Origin of the sequence: Mucilaginibacter tolerans, assembly GCF_030519375.1 — a bacterium.
GTDB lineage: Bacteria > Bacteroidota > Bacteroidia > Sphingobacteriales > Sphingobacteriaceae > Mucilaginibacter.
The window spans coordinates 111,346-131,396 of record NZ_JAUMKB010000011.1 but is presented as its reverse complement, the minus strand read 5'-3'; the positions used below and the strand labels follow the sequence as shown (position 1 = coordinate 131,396).

The 20,051-nt window shown below is 41.9% G+C and carries 12 protein-coding genes; 4 read left to right on the top strand and 8 right to left on the bottom strand.

Going from position 1 to position 20,051, the window contains the following annotated elements:
- The first annotated feature begins 51 nt into the window (after window positions 1–51).
- The 3 genes from Q3A68_RS16160 (at window position 52) to Q3A68_RS16150 (ending at window position 7,439) form a co-directional block, all read left to right on the top strand.
- Window positions 52–3,480 carry a SusC/RagA family TonB-linked outer membrane protein gene (locus tag Q3A68_RS16160; RefSeq protein WP_302902150.1) on the top strand — a complete coding sequence of 1,143 codons (3,429 nt, stop codon included), beginning with the start codon at window positions 52–54 and terminating at the stop codon, window positions 3,478–3,480.
- A 17-nt stretch (window positions 3,481–3,497) separates the two neighbouring features.
- The gene (locus Q3A68_RS16155; protein ID WP_302902149.1) at window positions 3,498–5,039 is read left to right on the top strand and encodes a SusD/RagB family nutrient-binding outer membrane lipoprotein; all 1,542 of its coding nucleotides are present in this window, start codon (window positions 3,498–3,500) and stop codon (window positions 5,037–5,039) included.
- Window positions 5,040–5,150: 111 nt separating this feature from the next.
- Complete coding sequence (locus tag Q3A68_RS16150; protein WP_302902148.1) at window positions 5,151–7,439, top strand: glycoside hydrolase family 20 protein; 2,289 nt, start codon at window positions 5,151–5,153, stop codon at window positions 7,437–7,439.
- An 8-nt stretch (window positions 7,440–7,447) separates the two neighbouring features.
- Here the strand turns inward: Q3A68_RS16150 and Q3A68_RS16145 are convergent, their stop codons facing one another.
- The 7 genes from Q3A68_RS16145 to Q3A68_RS16115 all read right to left on the bottom strand — a co-directional run bounded on the left by Q3A68_RS16145 (window position 7,448) and on the right by Q3A68_RS16115 (window position 18,423).
- Window positions 7,448–8,911 (bottom strand): rubredoxin, encoded by a 1,464-nt coding sequence (locus Q3A68_RS16145; protein ID WP_302902147.1) that lies wholly within the window; start codon window positions 8,909–8,911, stop codon window positions 7,448–7,450.
- Between the two features lie 7 nt (window positions 8,912–8,918).
- Window positions 8,919–12,437, bottom strand: a complete 3,519-nt coding sequence (locus Q3A68_RS16140; RefSeq protein WP_302902146.1) for a nitrate reductase — start codon at window positions 12,435–12,437, stop codon at window positions 8,919–8,921.
- A 12-nt stretch (window positions 12,438–12,449) separates the two neighbouring features.
- Window positions 12,450–13,763: an MFS transporter gene (locus Q3A68_RS16135; RefSeq protein ID WP_302902145.1), complete on the bottom strand. Its 1,314-nt coding sequence runs from the start codon at window positions 13,761–13,763 to the stop codon at window positions 12,450–12,452.
- Window positions 13,764–13,787: 24 nt separating this feature from the next.
- Window positions 13,788–14,663 carry an ABC transporter ATP-binding protein gene (locus Q3A68_RS16130; RefSeq protein ID WP_302902144.1) on the bottom strand — a complete coding sequence of 292 codons (876 nt, stop codon included), beginning with the start codon at window positions 14,661–14,663 and terminating at the stop codon, window positions 13,788–13,790.
- Between the two features lie 33 nt (window positions 14,664–14,696).
- On the bottom strand, window positions 14,697–15,482 hold the full coding sequence (locus tag Q3A68_RS16125) for an ABC transporter permease (RefSeq protein WP_302902143.1): 786 nt from the start codon (window positions 15,480–15,482) through the stop codon (window positions 14,697–14,699).
- A gap of 79 nt (window positions 15,483–15,561) precedes the next feature.
- Window positions 15,562–16,779 carry a CmpA/NrtA family ABC transporter substrate-binding protein gene (locus tag Q3A68_RS16120; RefSeq protein ID WP_302902142.1) on the bottom strand — a complete coding sequence of 406 codons (1,218 nt, stop codon included), beginning with the start codon at window positions 16,777–16,779 and terminating at the stop codon, window positions 15,562–15,564.
- 36 nt (window positions 16,780–16,815) lie between these two features.
- The gene (locus Q3A68_RS16115; RefSeq protein ID WP_302902141.1) at window positions 16,816–18,423 is read right to left on the bottom strand and encodes an alginate export family protein; all 1,608 of its coding nucleotides are present in this window, start codon (window positions 18,421–18,423) and stop codon (window positions 16,816–16,818) included.
- A 514-nt stretch (window positions 18,424–18,937) separates the two neighbouring features.
- On the opposite strand from Q3A68_RS16115, the gene Q3A68_RS16110 reads away from it, so the two are divergent.
- The gene (locus Q3A68_RS16110) at window positions 18,938–19,624 is read left to right on the top strand and encodes a Crp/Fnr family transcriptional regulator (RefSeq protein ID WP_302902140.1); all 687 of its coding nucleotides are present in this window, start codon (window positions 18,938–18,940) and stop codon (window positions 19,622–19,624) included.
- Window positions 19,625–19,626: 2 nt separating this feature from the next.
- Here Q3A68_RS16110 and nirD read toward each other — a convergent pair whose 3' ends face one another.
- Complete coding sequence (gene nirD, locus Q3A68_RS16105; RefSeq protein ID WP_302902139.1) at window positions 19,627–19,977, bottom strand: nitrite reductase small subunit NirD; 351 nt, start codon at window positions 19,975–19,977, stop codon at window positions 19,627–19,629.
- Between the last annotated feature and the right edge of the window lie 74 nt (window positions 19,978–20,051).

Here is a 20,051-nt window from a genome sequence, read left to right as displayed (position 1 = left end):
TGGCGGCTTTGTGCCACTCAATTATGCACTCATACCGGTTTTCGATTTCTTATGAGATTAAGTGTTTGCTGTTGTACCATTCTGCTTATTACCGCACAGCTACTGCTGGCAAAAACAAGCAATTCACAAAGCATTAAAGATGAAACAATTACAATTGGTGCAAAAAATGAAACACTGAAGAAAACCCTCAAAAAGATTGAAAAGCTATCAGGATTCCAGATGGCTTATCCTTCTGAAAAAATAATCCAATACAAGAACATCACCCTGCAAACCGAGACCAGGACCGTTGAAAAAACGCTGAGATTAATCCTCGATAATACCGATCTGGATTTCAAACAATTTGATAAAAAGATCATCATTTTCGAAAAGAACCCGGTTAAAAGCAAAGCCGCCGATGTAGAGAATATTCTGGTGAAACCAACAGAATACATCGCCGGAGAACTGAAGGGCAAGGTCTATTTCGATGATAATTCAAGTCCTGTTCCAGGCGCTTCTGTAACGTTAAAGGATGATCCGGGTATTGGCACCACTACAGACAATAATGGTTCATTTAAATTGCCCATTCCAGATAAATATAAGGGCAAGGCATTTGCCATTGTTGTAGCCTTTATTGGTTATAACAAGGAAGAGATACTTGTTACCAACATGGATGCCGCTGTGGTCGTAAGACTAAAACCCGTTGCCAGCGCACTAAATGAAGTTGTAGTAACGGCGTTGGGTATCAAAAAGGAAAGAAAAGCACTGGGATTCTCCGTAACTGAAGTTAAGGGAGACGAACTTGTGCAGGCAAGGGAAGTTAACGTTGCTAACGCTCTTGAAGGCAAAGTAGCAGGTGTAAACGTATCGAGCCTGGCAACAGGTCCCGGTGGATCAAGGCGCGTTGTAATAAGAGGCAGCGGCAGTATTGCCGGCAATAACCAGCCATTATACGTGGTTAACGGTATGCCCATTGACAATGTGGTTTCTACTCCGATAGTCACTAACAGTAATGGGATGAATACAGATAACGGCGATGGAATAAGTGGCATTAACCCTGACGATATTGAATCGATAAGCGTGTTAAAAGGGGGTACAGCCTCAGCACTATATGGCTCAAGAGCATCAAATGGCGTCATCCTCATCACCACGAAAAAGGGCACTGCACAAAAAGGCATTGGCGTTGAATACAACTCCACATTTACTGCGGAAACCCCCGAACTGATTCCCGACTGGCAATATCAGTATGGCGAAGGAAAGTTCGGGACTCCCGTTACCAATCAACAGGATGCGATCTCTTACGGGCGCTTATCATACGGTGGCAAACTTGACGGGTCAAGTGTGATTCAGTTTGATGGCGTATCCAGGCCTTATGTTGCACAAAAGAATAACATAAAAAACTTTTACAATACCGGAAAAACCTTTACTAATACCGTCGCCTTTACCGGCGGCTCTGATGCACTCAATTTCAGGTTTTCAGTTTCCGACCTGAACAATAAGGGGATCGTACCCAACAACTCATTGGATAAGAAAATATCCAACCTGAATGTGAACGCCAAATTAGGCAAGAACCTAACTATAGAAGCCGTGGCCCAATATAATGTTGAAGACAACATGAATCGTCCGGGCTTGGGCGACGCATTAGGAAACCCCAACTGGGGCACTTATATGATAGCCAATTCAGTGGATATCAGAAGCCTGGCACCTGGATATGACGCCAACGGCAATGAAACGTTGTGGAACTCATCGGGCTTTGCATCGAATCCATATTTTGTAGTTAACCGTTTCCAGGAGAAAGATACCAAGAACCGCTTTATCGGTTACGCCAGTGTCAAGTATAATCTATTGGACAACTTATTTATAAAAGGGCGTGTAAGCGACGATCATCTGTCTTATGAGTACACCGGCATCGCGCCGACCGGGACAGCTTATGCCCCTCAGGGTCAAATGAATGTGATCAATTATAATACAGCCGAAATAAATACTGAACTTACATTGAACTATAACACAAAGTTTCTAAAAAACTTCAATGTAAATGTTTTGGCAGGCGGCAACGAGCAAAAGCATACACTCAACGGCTTAGAAGTTGACGCGAGTAATTTTAGCATTCCCTTCTTTTATAGCTTATCAAACGTAAACACAATTGTTACGTTGCCAAAATATGCGAAAACAGCTGTTAACTCCGTTTTTGCTTCAGCCGATTTTGACTATAAAAGCATCGTTTATCTAAGCGTTACCGGCAGGAATGATTGGTTCTCGACGCTGAGTCTTACTGATGATCACATCTTCTATCCATCAGTAAGCGGCAGCTTTATACTTTCAGAAGCTGTTAAACTACCCTCATGGATCAACTATGCAAAGCTAAGAGGTTCGTGGGCACAGGTAGGTGGCGGGGCCCCTAACCCATACGGGATCAACCTAACTTACAGCCAGGTACCTGGCAGCAGCGTGCCTCTGCAGCAGATCACCAGGGACGTGAATGGTAATCTGGTTATTCCAAACAGCAAGTTAAAGCCTTATACCTCACAAACGGTCGAGATAGGTACTGAGATGAAGTTTTTGAATAACCGCTTAGGCCTCGACGTCGCGCTATACAATCGTACAACTACTAATGATATTGTTCCGGCCAACGTTGATCCGTTATCAGGCTTTAATTCAGCCTACCTCAACATAGGTAAAATAAGCAATAAAGGTATAGAGTTGCTGTTAACCGGCAGACCCATAAAAGCCAATCACTTTACATGGGATGTGACCTACACTTACTCTTACAACAAAAACACCGTTGAGCAATTGGCAGCGGGGCAAAACAGTTTCTTCTTAGGAACATCTGTTAACAGCTATGTATCCATTTATGCCGAAGTAGGAAAACCTTACGGACAGATACAGGCTTACCAACTCAAAAAAGATGCACAGGGGCGCACTGTTTACGCGGCGAACGGGAACGAAGAACAAGGCAATCTGGTGGATATGGGTACCGGAGTTGCACCATCTGCAATGAGCATTACCAACAGCTTTAACTTCCATCGCTTCAATTTCAGCTTTCTGATCGACGGGAAATATGGTAATAAGATCTATTCAGGTACCAACCTGTATGCTGACAGGTTTGGCTTACTGAAGAGTACACTTCCGGGCAGAGACAGCGGATTACCTGTTAGTGGTGTGGATGACAATGGTCAGCCTTTTAATTATACTGTTCCGGTAACCAACATTGCCACTTTTTACGATAACCGTAAAAACATATCCAGCTTTTTCGTTTACGATGGCAGCTTTATTAAGCTAAGACAGGTGATTTTTGGATACAACATCCCTGCAAAAAGTATAGGATCTATCCGCATCCAGTCAATGAACCTTTCGTTCGTGGCGCGTAATCTATTGATACTGTACAAAAAAGCACCAAACATTGATCCCGAGTCTACATTTACCGCAGGGAACGAGCAAGGTTTGGAAATGTTTGGAGTGCCGCGCACACGCAGCTACGGTTTAAACTTAATGGTTAAATTTTAATCCTTCGAATGATGAAAATGAAAAAAATATGTTTTGGTGTATGCCTGATGTCAATAATTGCTATCATGACTCCGGCATGCAAAAAAGACTTTGCGGCGATAAATACCGACCCCAATGCAATATCATCACCGACTGTGCCTTACCTGTTCTCAAAAGCTGAATTAGACGCATTTAACGCCGGTTACTATGCTTCGCAAATATCAAATGTGGCAGGTTTTATACAGCATTTTGCAAACTACAAGCTTACCTCTGGTTTTGGCGATAAGTATCTGATTAACAATGAGGCAGGCACAGCGCTAAACACCTACTATCAGAACACCGTTAGCGAGATTGGTGATGTAATTCGTTACAGCCAGGCTGCTTCAGATGTAAACAAGCTATGCCAGGCCCGTATATGGCGGGTATATGTGATGCACCGTATGACTGACATGTTTGGCGATCTGCCATACGCGCAAGCAGCTCAGGGCTATACCAGCAATACCTTTTTCCCGGTTTACGATTCACAGTCGGCCATATATGCCGATATGCTCAAAGAACTGGATCAGGCCACGCAAGCCTTTGACGCCAGCAAAGCTACCTTTGGCAGCGCTGATCTTTTATATGGTGGCAATATCACCAACTGGAAAAAGTTTGCTTACTCCCTGATGCTTCGCCTGGGTATGCGTTTAACAAAGGTTGACCCCGCCAGCGCTCAAACCTGGGTACAAAAAGCAATAGCGGGTGGAGTAATAGTAAATGATGCAGATATCGCAGTGTTGAAATACCAGTCGGGCTCCATAAATCTAAACCGGAACCCTGTTGCTGTTGACCTGATTGGTAATGATTATTCAGCCACTGCTTATGGCCTTAACCTGATCGAAGGCGACAAGTATAGCGACACTTATATTAATTATCTGAAAAATAATAACGACCCGCGTTTAAGTGTGATAGCCGTGGTGTGGAATTATTCGGATCCTAATAATCCGGTGCCCGATACTACTGCTGCAAATCAAAAGGGAATGGTGAACGGTTTAACATCACAACCGGTTAATTTCCAGTCGTATTCAGAACCCAATCCGGCAACTATTCTGCAATATACCGCTCCGGTAATGGTGTTAACCAATGCCGAAACTAATTTCCTATTAGCAGAGGCAACAGTAAGAGGTTGGAATACGGGTGGCGGAACATCAGCATCGTACTATAATGCAGGCGTAACAGGCGCCATGCATCAGTGGGCACTTTTTGGTTCTGCAGGTGTAATATCTGATGCCAAGATCAGCGCTTACCTTACTGCACACCCTTATACCGGCGGTACAGCCGATCAGCAGATGCAGCAAATACACACACAATTCTGGGCCTCGCTGATCTATGACGAGTACGAATCTTATTCGAACTGGCGCAGGACAGGTTATCCTATTCTGACCCCGGTTAACTATCAAGGCAATAATTCAAACGGAACTATTCCGCGCAGAATGATGTACCCTTTATCCGAAATATCTACTAATAAAGCAAATTATGATGCTGCTGTTGCAAGACAGGGCCCTGATTTGTTAACTACCCACATTTGGTGGGACAAATAAAACGGCTTTCATGCAGTTCTATAGTTGATTTGATTTTCAGGGGGAGCAAATGTTCCTCCTGAATTTTTTAATTTTATCCATACTCCAAAGTCTACTTCCGTACTCATGCAAATGAAGAGGTTCATATTCAGTTCAATTTTAGTCTTCTCAATACACTTTATATTGGCCGCGCAAAGTCACATCGCCTCTAAAGGTGATTTAAATATTATTCCGAAGCCTTTTAAAGCTACGCCGAATGGAAGTACTTTTCATTTCAACAAAAAAACTGTCCTGTTATTATCAGGCGACGTGGATAAGAGCGCCGCACAAATCTTTCTGAGTTCATTACATTTAATTACCAACCTCTCTCCTTCCATTTCGCACAAAGCCTCTTCAAATTTCATACGATTAGCAATTGACTCTAATAGTATACCTTATTCTGAGGGTTATTTATTCGTGGTGGATGAAAAACACGTATCGATAACCGGGCATGACGCGGCAGGGGTATTTTATGGCTTACAGTCGTTGATCCAACTGGCTGGTCGCACTATCAACCATGCTGTTCCCGGATGTATAATTGAGGACCATCCGCGTTTCGCTTACAGGGGCATGCATTTGGATGTAAGCCGTCATTTTTTTACGGCAGATCAGATAAAAAAATGGATAGATGTGCTTGCCCTGTACAAGATCAATACCTTTCACTGGCATTTGACAGATGACCAGGGCTGGCGTATTGAGATTAAAAGATACCCAAGACTTCAGTCTGTTGCAGCTTACAGAAATGAAACCCTGGTAGGGCATAAAAAGGATCTTCCGCATATTTTTGATGGCCAACGATATGGCGGGTATTACACACAGGATGAAGTAAGGCAGGTTGTCAAATATGCGGCTGAAAGACACATCACAATTATACCCGAAATAGAAATGCCGGGGCACGCTATGGCCGCATTAACCGCATACCCGAACCTGGGATGCACCGGAGGGCCTTATCAAACTGCTACTTATTGGGGCGTTTTCAGCGACGTCTACTGTGCAGGCAACAATGCCACCTTTGTTTTTTTACAAGATGTTCTTGATGAAGTTCTAAATCTCTTTCCCTCAAAATATATCCATATCGGAGGCGATGAATGTCCTAAACAACGCTGGCATACCTGCCCGAAATGCCAAAAACGCATGGCAGATGAGAATCTGAAAGACGAGAGTGAATTGCAAAGTTATTTTATCAAACGCATCGAAAGATATCTGAACAGTAAAGGGCGGCAAATTATTGGTTGGGATGAAATATTGGAGGGTGGCTTAAGCCCGGGCGCTACAGTGATGAGTTGGACGGGAGAGAAAGGCGGCATTGCAGCTGCGAAGCAACAACACCAGGTAGTGATGACCCCGGAAAAATATGTTTATCTTGATTATTACCAATCGCTTTATCCTGACGAGCAACTTGCTGCCGGTGGATACTTACCCCTAAAAAAGATCTATAGTTATGAGCCAATACCTTCAGTACTGGACTCTACCCAATCGAAATATATCCTGGGTGTCCAGGCCAATGTATGGAGTGAATACCTGGACAGTAAACAAAAAGCAGAGTATATGATGTTTCCCCGGATGTTAGCACTTGCTGAAACGGCCTGGTCATCCAAAGAGAACAGGGATTATATTGATTTTTTAAGCAGATTGAGACAACAGTATCCTTTGTTTAAAAAGCTAGGTATACATGCGGCAAATGTTTTTGATGAGATCACTTATACAATTGGTAAAAATCCGAATGGCAAAACATTAATCAATTTAGATTCTACTTTGCCTCATGGCGTCATCCACTATACAACTAACGGAACCGCACCAGGATTATATACCCCGGTTTATCATGATGCCCTGGTCATTGACAAGGGTGAAATTGTAAAAGCTGCCGTCTTTAAAAATGACCAGCAGCAAGGCCGGACATTTCAAAAGAGGATTTCATTCCACAAGGCTGTAGGCAAACCTGTAACACTCACTTTTCAGCCGGCTGAAAATTATAATCCTGGCGATCCATCAGCACTGGTAAATGGCATAGAGGGCAGTAACTTGTACAATGATGGGCAATGGTTTGGCTTCAGCGGCGCAAACCTGGAAGCGGTTATTGATTTGGGCAGCGTTCAGAAAATCAACTTAATAGGCACAAATGTTTTAAAATATCACTGGCAACGAATGTGGGAACCAACAGAATTGAGTTTTTGGGTATCGTCAGATGGAACTAATTATACTCAGGTGTATAGTCAAAAGGATTTCGCTATCAATGGCATAAACATTATAAAGGCTTCGTTAAAAGATACACAAGCGCGGTATATAAAAGTTGTCGGAATAAATAAAGGGATCATTCCCGAAGGAGAATACGGCGCCGGGGCCAAGGCTATGCTTTTAGTTGATGAAATATTTGTTTACTAGTTTAAAAATCAATGTAAAACAACCTTTTTCTCAACAGGAATAAAATCTTCTTTAGAGGACTCACAAACAGCACATACATAATGTTCCAGAGCGTCGAACTCGGTATTTGCTTCAATTCCATTTTCCGGATCGCCATAAGCGTTGTCGTAAATGCTGAGGCAGTTTTTGCATTGATAAACTATTTCTACCTGTTCCTGCTTTTCAGCTTCCCCGGCATCATCATGAGCAATAGCTGATGAAACATTATTATCGACCAGTAAATTATAATAGTGATTGCATAATTTAATCAGCTGCGTGCCGAGTTTATATCTTGCGACCTCTTTTTTATAAAAAACAAAGTCTTTTGAATTTGGGTTAAAGTCGCGGGTGTGCATAATGTCAAATACCTCTGCTTCACGTTTTCTAATTATGACCGAACCCAAAAGGCCTGTTTTAGGCTGCAATTTAATAGCAAATGATAACCGGTAGGTCCGCAGGTCATACTCCTCAAACTCACGTACCAATTGCTTTTTCAGATCAAGAGCTTCTTCACTGAGGTTTTCCAGTTGCCAGTTCAACTCATTTGAGGCATGCCTTACATTTACCCGATATTTATTTAATATATCTCCCCAATCATTACGGTCGGCTTCACTTATACCTTTAATCAATAATGACTTCCATGGAGTAGTATACAGCTGTCCGATACGGGATTTAAGACATAAAAGGCATATATCCTTCAAAAACTCTACCGGGAACCATTCATTCCTCCGGTAAACACCCAGCCAGTATTTACCATTTGTATATTTATTGATCCCCTCATAATAAGGCAGATAAAAATCAGGCAGTTTCAATGTTTCCGTGATTGCGTGATTTACAAAGTTTTTACCCACAGTAACCAGCTTGTAAAATGCCTGGTGATCTATTTCAGACTGATCATAAAATGCTTGCTTACGCCGCATAATAATATCCTCAGCTACTTTACTGATTACCGGGATATCATCAGAATACACCAGCCATGGCCAGCAATACAACCCACTTGTTTTGGGAAAACGGATGTACAAATACCAGTAATTACTGATATCGGAAGCAATAAAGTTGAAGTTTCCGCTAAAAAACGGCACGAATGTTTGGTTCCTGTCAACTAGGTTAATTTTGAGCTTCGGCTGATAATCAAACAGGTCGAATATATCTTTGTATACTCCCTCCTTCAGCCAACTTTCTGTATTAAATATATTGTCGGTAACGTAAGAGCTAATGATGTTTGGGAACTGATCGTCATTTATTTCATAGCTGATCTCCGCCTTAAACATTTCCGATTCAAGGTCTTCAAGGCGATCTGCTGCTATATTAAAATACAATTGCTGTCTGTTACCGATGCTGATAGCTTCAACTCCTGCATTTTCGGCAATTAACAATATCTCATACATATCACCTGCCGACACTACTCCGCCGGGCAAATTCACTTTGATACAATAGGTTGCCTGCTCTTCCATCTCCCTTTTATTTTACAAAAACATCAGCTTTTAAACTTTCCTCCAATAGCCGCTTTACCTCGGGTCTACACGATCCGCATCCGGTACCAGCACCTGTGGCAGCACACAAATCCTTCATATTATTACAGCCCGAAGCTATTTTATTCAAAATATTTTCGCTGCCAACATTATTGCAGCTGCAAACCAACTTACCAAGTACCGGATCAGCTTTATTGCCGCTTCTTAATAATTGCAGACGTTTTTCACTCAACTCAGTCTTGTTTGCAATAAGTTCCCTGAACTCCTGGAACTCGCTTTTATCGCCGATGAGGATAGTGCCAACGAGCCTATCATTATGGATAATGCATTTTTTGTAATAGCGCTTGGCTTTATCTATAAATACGATCTCTTCGTAACCCTTATCATCCGGACATTCGGGCAACCCAATGCTGCACAGATCAAACCCATGAATTTTGATGATATTCATAAACAGGCTGCCCTTGTAATAACTTGCAATATCTCCGTTCATGAATTTGGCGACAACTTCCGCCTGTTGCTCAGCTGCCGCCGTGATACCATATAACGTACCCTCAAACTCAGCAATTTCGCCGATGGCATATATGTCAGGATCACTGGTTTGCAAACGTTCGTTCACAATAACTCCACGTTTACATTCCAGCCCGCAATCTCTCACAATTTCAAGATTTGGTGTAGTACCAATGGCCAGTATCATCGCATCGCAGTTAATCTTACGACCGCTCTTTAAGCCGATGCCTGTTAGTTTCGACCGCCCGTAAAACAATTGCACCTCATCGTCAAAATAAATATCACATCCCTGGTCAGCCATTTCTTCATGCAATAACTGGCTTCCCAGTGCATCAAGCTGACGATTTAAGAACAATGATGTACGATGAATAATAGTAACCCTTGTACCTATTTCGCGCAGCGAAGCAGCCATTTCCAACCCCAGCAAGCCACCACCTACTATCACCACATGCCCATTTTGAGGAACGTGCTTTTTAAAACTGTCGGCATCATTCCGGTTGCGCATAGTAAATATGCCCGGCAATGATGGTACGTTTTTAGGCACAGCTGCCCGGCTGCCTGTGGCTACAATCAGTACGTCGTAAGGTGTTTTTATTCCTCTCGAGTCAAGGACGAATTTGTTCGTCCGGTCTATTTTCTCAATGCTCACCCCACGCAAAAGCCGTATTTTATAATCCGGCTCTTCTGAGTCCTTCATTTTCACCAGTTGTTCCCATTGTTGCTCACCGCTGATATAATCCGGCAGCATTACCCGGTTATAAAATGGATAGTTTTCTTTACTGAAAATGGTGATCTCATCATCCTGGTTCAGTTCGCGGTACGATTTTACAAAGCCATAAGACCCTGCTCCTGCACCAATTACCACAACACGCTGAAACGGCTTGCGATATTTTTGCACGCTTACTGCACAATATTTAAAATCAGGCTCTTTTGATATAGGATCGATCAGATCACTCGTAATATTATTGGCCCTATTAAGGTCACTGTTTAATATTTTACCCCAATGCATTGGCAAAAACACCACTCCCCGTTTTATTTGAGTAGATAATTTAGCCTGTACTTGGACCTCTCCCCTGCGCGATTGAATAACAGCTATATCATCCTCATTTAACCCAAGCGCCTGAGCATCCTCCGGGTGAATCTCAATAAAAGCTTGCTTATAATGCTGGTTAAGCTTATTAACCTTGCCGGTTTTGCTCATGGTATGCCACTGATCGCGTATACGCCCGGTAGTTAAAATAAAAGGGAAGTCAGTATCGGGCCGTTCGCTGGTCAATCCATCCGGAACGGCGCTGATTATTGCCTTCTTTGATGGCGTATAAAAACTATGATCAGTGAACAAACGGGATGTTCCTTTAGCCTGATTTTTCTTTTTATAGGGCCACTGTACTGTTTTTTTCTCTTTTAATATTTCATAGCTTAATCCGCTTACATCGATATTTGTTCTGGCGGTTAGCTTAACGTGTTCTGCATAAATAGCAGCGCTATTCTCAAAATCGAAGCCTTTATAACCCATCTTCCGGGCAAACCTGCAAATAATTTCAGAATCGGGTAAGGCCTCTCCCGGTGGTTCAATCAGTTTATTCAGATAACTGATGCGCCGTTCTGAATTGGTCATTGTGCCTTCCTTTTCGGCCCATGCCGCCGCAGGTAATATCACATCAGCATAAGCCAATGTTTCCGGTTTGTTGCTGATCTCCTGGACAACCACAAATTTGGCCTTTTTTAAAGCCTCTTCTGCTAAGCGCACATTTGGCAAACTCGTCAGCGGATTGGTACACATAATCCAGATAGCCTTTAAACGACCATCATTAAGTGCCTCGAACATTTCGGTGGCTGTTAACCCAGGTTGTGGATTAATTGTTGTTCCGCCCCAAAACTTTTGCACCTCTTCGCGATGCGAAGGGTTTTTCAGGTCACGATGAGCCGGAAGTAAATTGGATAATCCGCCAACCTCTCTGCCGCCCATAGCATTTGGCTGCCCGGTTAACGATAACGGCCCCGAGCCGGGCTTACCTATATGCCCGGTTATCAGGTTTAAATTAAGCAGGCTCAGGTTTTTGTTTACACCAATTGCGCTTTGGTTTAGCCCCATTGTCCACATAGAGATAAACCCTTTTGCCTCACCAATATATTGAGCCGCAAGGCGGATATCGCTTTCGCTCAATCCGCATATTCTTGCAGCCTCAATCAAACTTTTCTTAAAAACGAGTTTACTGTACTCCTCAAACCCTTCAGCGTGATTATTGATAAAATCAATGTCGATGTCCCCATTTTCTATCAGCACCCGGCCAATCGCATGATTCAGGGTAATGTCGGTACCCGGGTTGATCTGCAAATGCAAATCAGCAATAGAGCAGGTATCAGTCACCCTGGGATCAACAACAATGATCTTCACATGGGGATTAGCAGCTTTGTGCGCTTCAACGCGGCGCCATAATATCGGGTGGCACCAGGCAGGATTACCGCCTTCAATGAGCATGCAATCAGAGAGTTCGATATCATCATAACACACCGGAACTGCGTCCTCCCCTAATGCTATTTTATAGGCAGCTACTGCGCTACTCATACACAGGCGTGAGTTAGTGTCTAAATTATTACTTCCGATAAACCCCTTAATCAGCTTATTAACAACATAATATTCCTCTGTTAAACATTGACCAGATGCATAAAACGCTACTGAATCCGGACCATATTTGTCTATAAAAGTCTTAAAAACGGCTGCAGTCCTGTCCAATGCATCATCCCAGCTTACCCTTTGCATGGGCATATTTTTGTTATAACGCATTTGGGGATAAAGCAGCCTGTCGCTTTTATCATTTACAGTATAATGCAGGTTCATGCCCTTGCTGCAAAGCATACCCTTATTTACCGGGTGATCTTTATCGCCTTCAAGCGTGATGGTATCATTTTTATCCTTATTGATCACCACGCCGCAGCCTACCCCGCAATAGCAGCAGGTGCTCGTCAAACCATTATTATGTTGCCTTTTCAGACCCATCAGATTTTATTTTTATCTCATTGCTACTTCACCGCTTACCGCACCTTTAGCCTGTAAGCTTTCTTCAGTAGTTCCCGATTTAGCAAAACGGGTAATCATAATGATTACTGCTACTGCTATCACGGTATAGCCGATATAGCTAAATGCCTGTACGTAAGTAATTGTAGACGATTTGAACAGGAACCCGAACAGCATTCCGCCCAGGTTACCACCAGCACCTACAATGCCACTAACCAGCCCTACATTTTTGGTATTTACAAACGGCACAATGCCATAGGTAGCTCCGTTTGACATTTTTAGGAAGAGCGCAAACGTCAGCATCGAAATGATTGCCATCGCTAAAGACCCCGCCTGTGCGAATAGTATCAGTCCGGCACCTTCCAGCAGCAATACACCTGCAAGCAGAAGGCCCTTACCGCGCATACCGAATTTGGCGCCTACTTTATCGGATACGATACCACCTAATGCCCTTGCAAACAGGTTCATAAAGCCAAATACTCCGGCCCAGAACCCTGCGCTGCTTTGAGAAAGATGAAACGAATCGACAAAATGCAACGAAGCTACATTGTCAAAAGTGATCTCCATACCAAAACACATGGCATAAGCCATAGTCAATGCCCATATGCGCCAGTCGGCTAAAACAGAATAGTCTGTTTTGGATGATTTACTTTTTTTATAGCCAATCTCGTCGTAGTTGCCGTTAGGGGTATCTTTAGTATATTTATAATAGAGCCAGGCCATAATTAGCATCATAGTGCCAGGTACTATCATTGCATAACGCCATGCTTCGGCTTTGGTATAGCCAAATCCTACTATTGCGGCGAAGATCAGAGGCATTACCATATTGGTTACCCCACCACCCAAGTTCCCCCAGCCACCGGTAACTGCATTTGCGGTTCCTTTTATTTTAGGGGCAAACATCATCGACGTATGGAACTGCGTAATCACAAACGAAGCACCGATTACCCCAATGGCAAGACGGAATAATAAGAACGTGGTATAACTATGCGCCAGTCCAACAAAAAACACAGGCAAAGAGCCTACCAGCAACAGCCTTACAGCGGTTTTGCGCGGCCCCCAAGTATCGCAAAGCTTGCCAATAATAAGTCTGGCAATGATAGTAGCTGTAACCGAAGCAATAATAATATTACCGACCTGTCCTTTTGTAAGATGCAGTTCGGCACGGATGGTTGGCATTAATGGCGCCAAACCAAACCAGCCAAAGAAGCACACAAAAAACATGAGCCAGGTGATATGAAAAGTGCGCATCTGAACGCCCTTCAAACTGAATATTTTCAGTTTATCTAATTGTTTTAATTTATTCACGTTATCAGTTTATATGTTGTATAGTTAATGTTCGTCGTCAATTGAAAACTTAGCTATCAATAAATTCAATAGCCGGTCATGAATTTCCATGTACTTGGGGTCATGAACGATATCTTTTTTATTTCGCGGTCTTTTTAAAGGCACATCAACAATCTCCTTTATAGTAGCCGCCGGCCCATTATTCAAAACCACTACTTTGTCTGATAAAAAGATAGCTTCTTCAATATCATGCGTTACCATTACTATGGTTTTTTCGCGGTTATCCAGGTTCCACAGTTTCAGCAGCTCAATATGCATGGCACTTTTGGTAAGGGCATCTAATGCGCCAAATGGCTCATCGAGCAACAATATTCTGGGGTTAATAGAAAATGCGCGGGCAATGGCTACACGCTGTTTCATTCCTCCCGAAAGCTGGCCCGGTAGTTTATCTTTGTGTTCCCAAAGATTTACCATCTTTAAATTAGTCTCTACCAGCCGAGCTTTTTCTGATGCAGATATATCTTTGACTGCGGAATCCACCGCCACATAGATATTCTTATAAACTGTAAGCCAGGGTAGCAACGAGTAGTTTTGAAACACAATACCCCTGTCTGGTCCTGGCGAATTTACTTTTGTGCCGTTTGCGTAAACTTCGCCACTGGTAGGCTGAACCATTCCGCTGATAGTACCCATCAGTGTTGATTTACCACAGCCGGAGTGTCCTATAAGCGAAACTATTTCACCTTTCTTCACGGAAAGGTCAATATCCTTAACTGCGGTATATATCCCTTTTGGAGTTTTAAAATTTACCGTAACATTATTTATTTCAATGCTTTTGGGCGGGTTGTAAGCCTGTTCCAAAACTATGTCAGCAATTTCAATAACGTCTTGTTTTGCTGCTACGATTGATGTTTGACTCATATTAATGTTTTTAATGAATTGGTAATTTCAGGGCTAAACTGCGTAGGAGAATTTTTGCTGTAACCAGGTGAAACACTTGTCGAGCAATGATCCAACAATACCTATAATAATAATAGCGACTAAAATTTTAGCGGTACTTCCACCGTTAAATCCTTCTTCCCACACAAAATTCCCCAGCCCTATTCCCCCCGAAAGCATTTCGCCGGCAACAATCACCATCCAGGCAATGCCAATTGAAAGCCGTAAACCGGTAATGATATGAGGTAAACTAAATGGCAATAATATTTTGGTCAGATATTTCCAGGTTGAAAATCCAAAAGCTTTACTCACATTTTTATGATCCTGAGGAACGTGCGAGGCCCCAAATGCCGAATTGATTAACGTGGGCCACAGTGAGCAAATAAATATCATAAAGATGCTGGCCTTTGGCGAGTCCTGGAAGATAGCAAGCCCCAATGGGAACCAGGCTAATGGCGAAACAGGTTTTAAAATCTGTACCATTGGATTGATGATCTTCATGGCAATTTTGCTGCCTCCCATTATTAGGCCCAACGGAATTGCGAATATGCTACCCAAACCAAAACCAATACTTACCCTGGCAAGCGAGCTTAACAACTTAGTGCCTATGCCTTTCTGGTCTGCATCATTTTGAAAAGGATGGTGCATAACATCTTTAAAGACGGCCCATGTGGCTAAAGGAGTCGGGATTTCGTTTTTAGTGATCTTGGCTATCAAAGCCCAGATACCGCCCATAATCACCATTCCAGCCAGGAAATAAACTACAGACATTAATGATTTAACTGAAAATAACTGTTTCATATCTCTTTCGTTTTATCAGGCAGATTTTGCCGTGCCACATTAACCCGGCAAAATCTGTCCATCCTGCTCACAATCCTTACTATTTTTTTGCTCCGGCGATATATTGTGCCGGGTTTTTTGGATCAAAAACAATGGTTTCCAGATTTGTCTTGAACGGCTTCATATCTTCCTGAACAGGTACGTTCATACTTTTGGCCACTTCATTATACAAATCGGTCATAATTAATTTCTCCGCAACTTCCTGGTAATTAGGCGCCGAACTGATCATGCCAAAGCGCATGTACTGGGCCATAAACCATATTCCGTATGATACTTTTGGCGTATTCACCACACCGTTATTATAAAATAGCATGTAATCATCTTTATATTTCTGAACACCAAGGTCACAGCCTATTTCTGTAGAGCCCATTAACCTGGCTTCGATAACCTGCACCGGTGCATTTACATAGATTGGTTTGCTCAGTATTAAAGCTGCCTTTTTGCGGTTACTCATCACATCCAGCCATCTGCAAGCTTCAATAAGGGCTTTCATTACATTTTTAAGGTCTTCTTTATCTGATTCAGAAAAAGCTTTGTTAACTACCAATGCCTTTTCAGGGTGATTTTTCCAGATATCCTGACTCGATATTTGCGTAAATCCAATGCCTTGCGATGCTGCAACACCATTCCATGGCTCCCCAACACTAAAGCCTTCCATATTATCAACCTTCATGTTAGCTACCATTTGTGGAGGCGGAATAGTTATAATTCCGACAGATTTGGAATTTACGCCACACGCAGCTAACCAGTTTCTTAACCATATATCATGCGTCCCGCCCGGGAATGTCATGGCAAAGGTTACTTCCTTACGGGCTTTTACAGACTTAATAGCTGCGGCTACTTTTTTCAAATCCCTGAAGCCAACTAAGCCGCAAAAATCTTTGGATAATGTAATAGCCTGCCCGTTGTTGTTTAAGGTCATGGCAATTTTCATCTCTGAACCTGCTTTACCGCCAATGCCCGTATAAACTGAAAATGGCATTGAAAACAAACAATGAGACCCGTCCAACTCGCCATTTAAAATTTTATCGCGAACAACTGCCCATGAAGCTTCTTTGGATAATTGCACATCAACACCATACTTTGCAAAAAATCCCATTTCTTTCGCAATGACTAATGGAGCACAGTCGGTCAATGGAATAAATCCAAGTTTGACCACTTTTTTGGGCGGATTTGCATAACTCCCCGAAACAAGAAGTACAATTAGCAAACCCAATAAAAAAATGGATTTTGAATGGTTATATATATATTTTTTCATCAGCATATAATTAATAGTTGGTTTGATTTATGGTAATTATTGTTTGATGGCAACTGGTTTAGTATATAAGAAATCGGGGGTGAATTTTATCATGACGTATGCCCATGTCGCTGTTTTGTCAAAAGTTGCAGCCACGGCATCAGTTGTTGCCTGCCCCTTGGCAAAAGGCATATTATCTGTAGCTTTCATGAGTGAATAGCCAAATTCAATATTGGTAAACTTGTTCATAGTATAACTTAATTGCAGGTCGCCTTCTTTACCTAAGTTTCTGCCTACCAGTGTACCATCAGCTTTTTTCATATCCTGGTTTAAAGAGAAAGAGTGAAGATCGATCCCTGCTGAGAATACATTTGCGGTGTATTTGAACTTTATGTAAGGGTTGCTCAAACCGCCTTTGGGCGATCCGGTACCTGCATAGAAATAATCCATGTACCCCCAAAACTTATGCGGAGTACCGTATAAAGGATCAAATGCATTGTCTTTGCCCAAAGCAATATCCGAGGTCTTGGTACCCGAAAGCACGTCGTAACCTGGGGTGATACTAAAACGGTCTTTTTGATAAGTGGCAGCGATGGTATAATGAAAAGCATTCATATCTTTTCCATCCCTGTCTTTACCTGACTGACGGTAATAGGCTGCCTGGATGGCAATTTTGCCAAAATCAGAAGCATTGCCGAAAACCGGGCTAACCATTAGGCCATAGGTATAGCGCCTATTGGTTGAATAGTCATAAGTGTCACTTGGGCCTGAGGGCACAAAACGTCTTCCATAAACATAACCTGTGGCTGCACTTCCAACTGAGTCAAGCTTGTACTTTCCAAAATTGTCGCTGAAGAACAACGCTGAAACTTTAGTTTGGTCAAACTTTTTACTGATATATAAACTGGCGAAAGATTTATAATCCTGCGTTGCGCCGTTGGTACTGGGTGGATTAGCATAAATAGGGGTTCCAGTTTTTGAACTGTTGTTTGCTGCACTACCGCCAGCGGCCAATGGAACAAGCCCTGCAGGAACAGGAACTAAAGTACCCAAGCTGTTTTTTACATATCCTGGCAGGTTACCGGGTATATAGTTGCTATTAGTAACACCCGCAGCATCCGTATTCTGGTTAAATGCATAACCCAGGTCCACCTGCCAGCCATGGTGTACAACTTTCAGCAAAGCCATGTCAAACGTACGGGCTTGTTGTAACCAATCTATATTGCCGATCAGGCGTGAATCGTCATAGATCAATTCCTGTCGTCCAACCTTTAAAGAAAGCTGGTCAAATAATTTGAATTTAATGTTGGTATCGGCTTTGTTAGCTAGCGTTAGCTCTGCCCAGCCTTCATGAAGCCCCAAACGGCTACCATCTGCGGGAGATATTGTAGAAGCATCCGCCCCCCAAACTCTTATATCCTGAACACTAACACCAAAAGTTAAAAGGTCCCATTTATAACCAAAATTTAGACGGGTTCTCTGAGAAATGAAGTTTGCATTTTTTGCGCCCGATAAAACTAGATTACCGTATCCGTCACGATCCTCAGCGCGGACCCGCAATTGACCAGTTAAACTATATTGCGCCTGCGCCTTTGTCGACCCGAAAAAGCCTGAAATTAAAAATATGGCAAAAATTAGGTAATAATGACTTACATTTTTATACATTTGAATTGGTTTTTTATTTGTTAAAGCAATGAAAACTGTTTACCCTGTCTGGGAATGCGACCTCCCGGCAGGGCTTTTTTATGTCTTTTATCTTAGTCTTTTTCTGTCATAGGCATAAATTTTTATTTAATCTTCAAAATTTGTGTTCTATTTTGTCATAAATATATTAAAAACAGCCTTTAGTACCAATAAGTATTTGTTTTTTGGTATACTTTTATGATATAAATCATAAAAAAGTTCATTTTTTATGAAAATGCAAAAAATACATCAACTCATTTTTAACATAATATGATTTTGTTAAAATTTTCAAAGTAAAATTTGAGAAATATTTATAAAAAAAGCATCTAGCAAATGGAATTAATGGCACAAAACGTCATAAAAATTAAATCGACATCAAATTTTTATTAAAAATACAATGAAAATCACCTGATTTTTACAATAAAAAGCTCAGAAACTATAATTTGTTTAATTAATATTGCAATAAATTAGAAATACAATCAATTAATATTACAAAATGACGAAAAAGCAATCGATTTGCGACTCTGAAAGCTGTTTTTTATGCAAAAACTGTCTAAACGAATGGAAACCAGCAATAACCGCACACAAAAAAAATTTTAAGGTTAAAAAAGGTGAAATAATCTTTAAAGAAGGCGACCCTGTGACCGGAATTTACTTTGTTTTCTCCGGAAGTGTTAAAGTTTATAAGAAATGGGATGAGGAAAAAGAATTAATTATACGATTTGCAAGAGAAGGTGCTGTATTTGGCCATAGGGCATTAGGTAAAAATAATACTTATCCGATATCGGCGGCTGCCATAGAGCCGAGCGTGATCTGCTATCTTGATATGGAGTTTTTTGAAGCTACTTTAAAAGTTAATACTAATTTCACTTACCAGTTGCTGATGTTTTTTGCTGACGAACTGCGCGAATCGGAAAAAAGAATGCGCAACCTGGCGCACATGCCTGTGAAACGACGTGTAGCTGAAGCATTGCTGGCATTAAAAAATCAGTTTGGTACAACTAAAGATGGTTTTATTAATATTGATCTGAGCAGGCAAGATCTCGCCTCCTACGCCGGCGCAACTTATGAAACAGTATTCCGCATGATTAACGAACTGGTGAATGATAAATTGATCAGTTTGTCTGGCAAACATATCCGCTTCGTTAATGAAGAAGCCCTTATTAATTTTGCCCGGAATTGATCTCAGGCAATACCTACATAAACTTTGTTATCAACTACTTTTACCGGGTAAGTTTTAATTTGAAATTCATCACCCGATAAACATTCACCGCTCAATAACGAGAATGTCTTTTTATGAAACGGGCAAGCTACTTTAGGGGTACAATCCTCGCCGGTACTTCCTATCATACCGCGCGAAAGCACCATCTGCTGCTTATGCGGGCACAGGTTTTGCGTCGCATACCACTCATTACGTCTTGAAAAGTTATAAATCGCTATCTGCTCGTCACCATGTTTCATACAGGCACCGCCATTTACCGGCACATCATCTGTATGGCAAGCTAAAACCCATTCGATATCTACTGTTGTTTCCATAATGTGATAAATTCTAAACTCTAAAGGCTAAATCCTAAACTCTAAATAATAATAATAATAAACTAATGATCAAC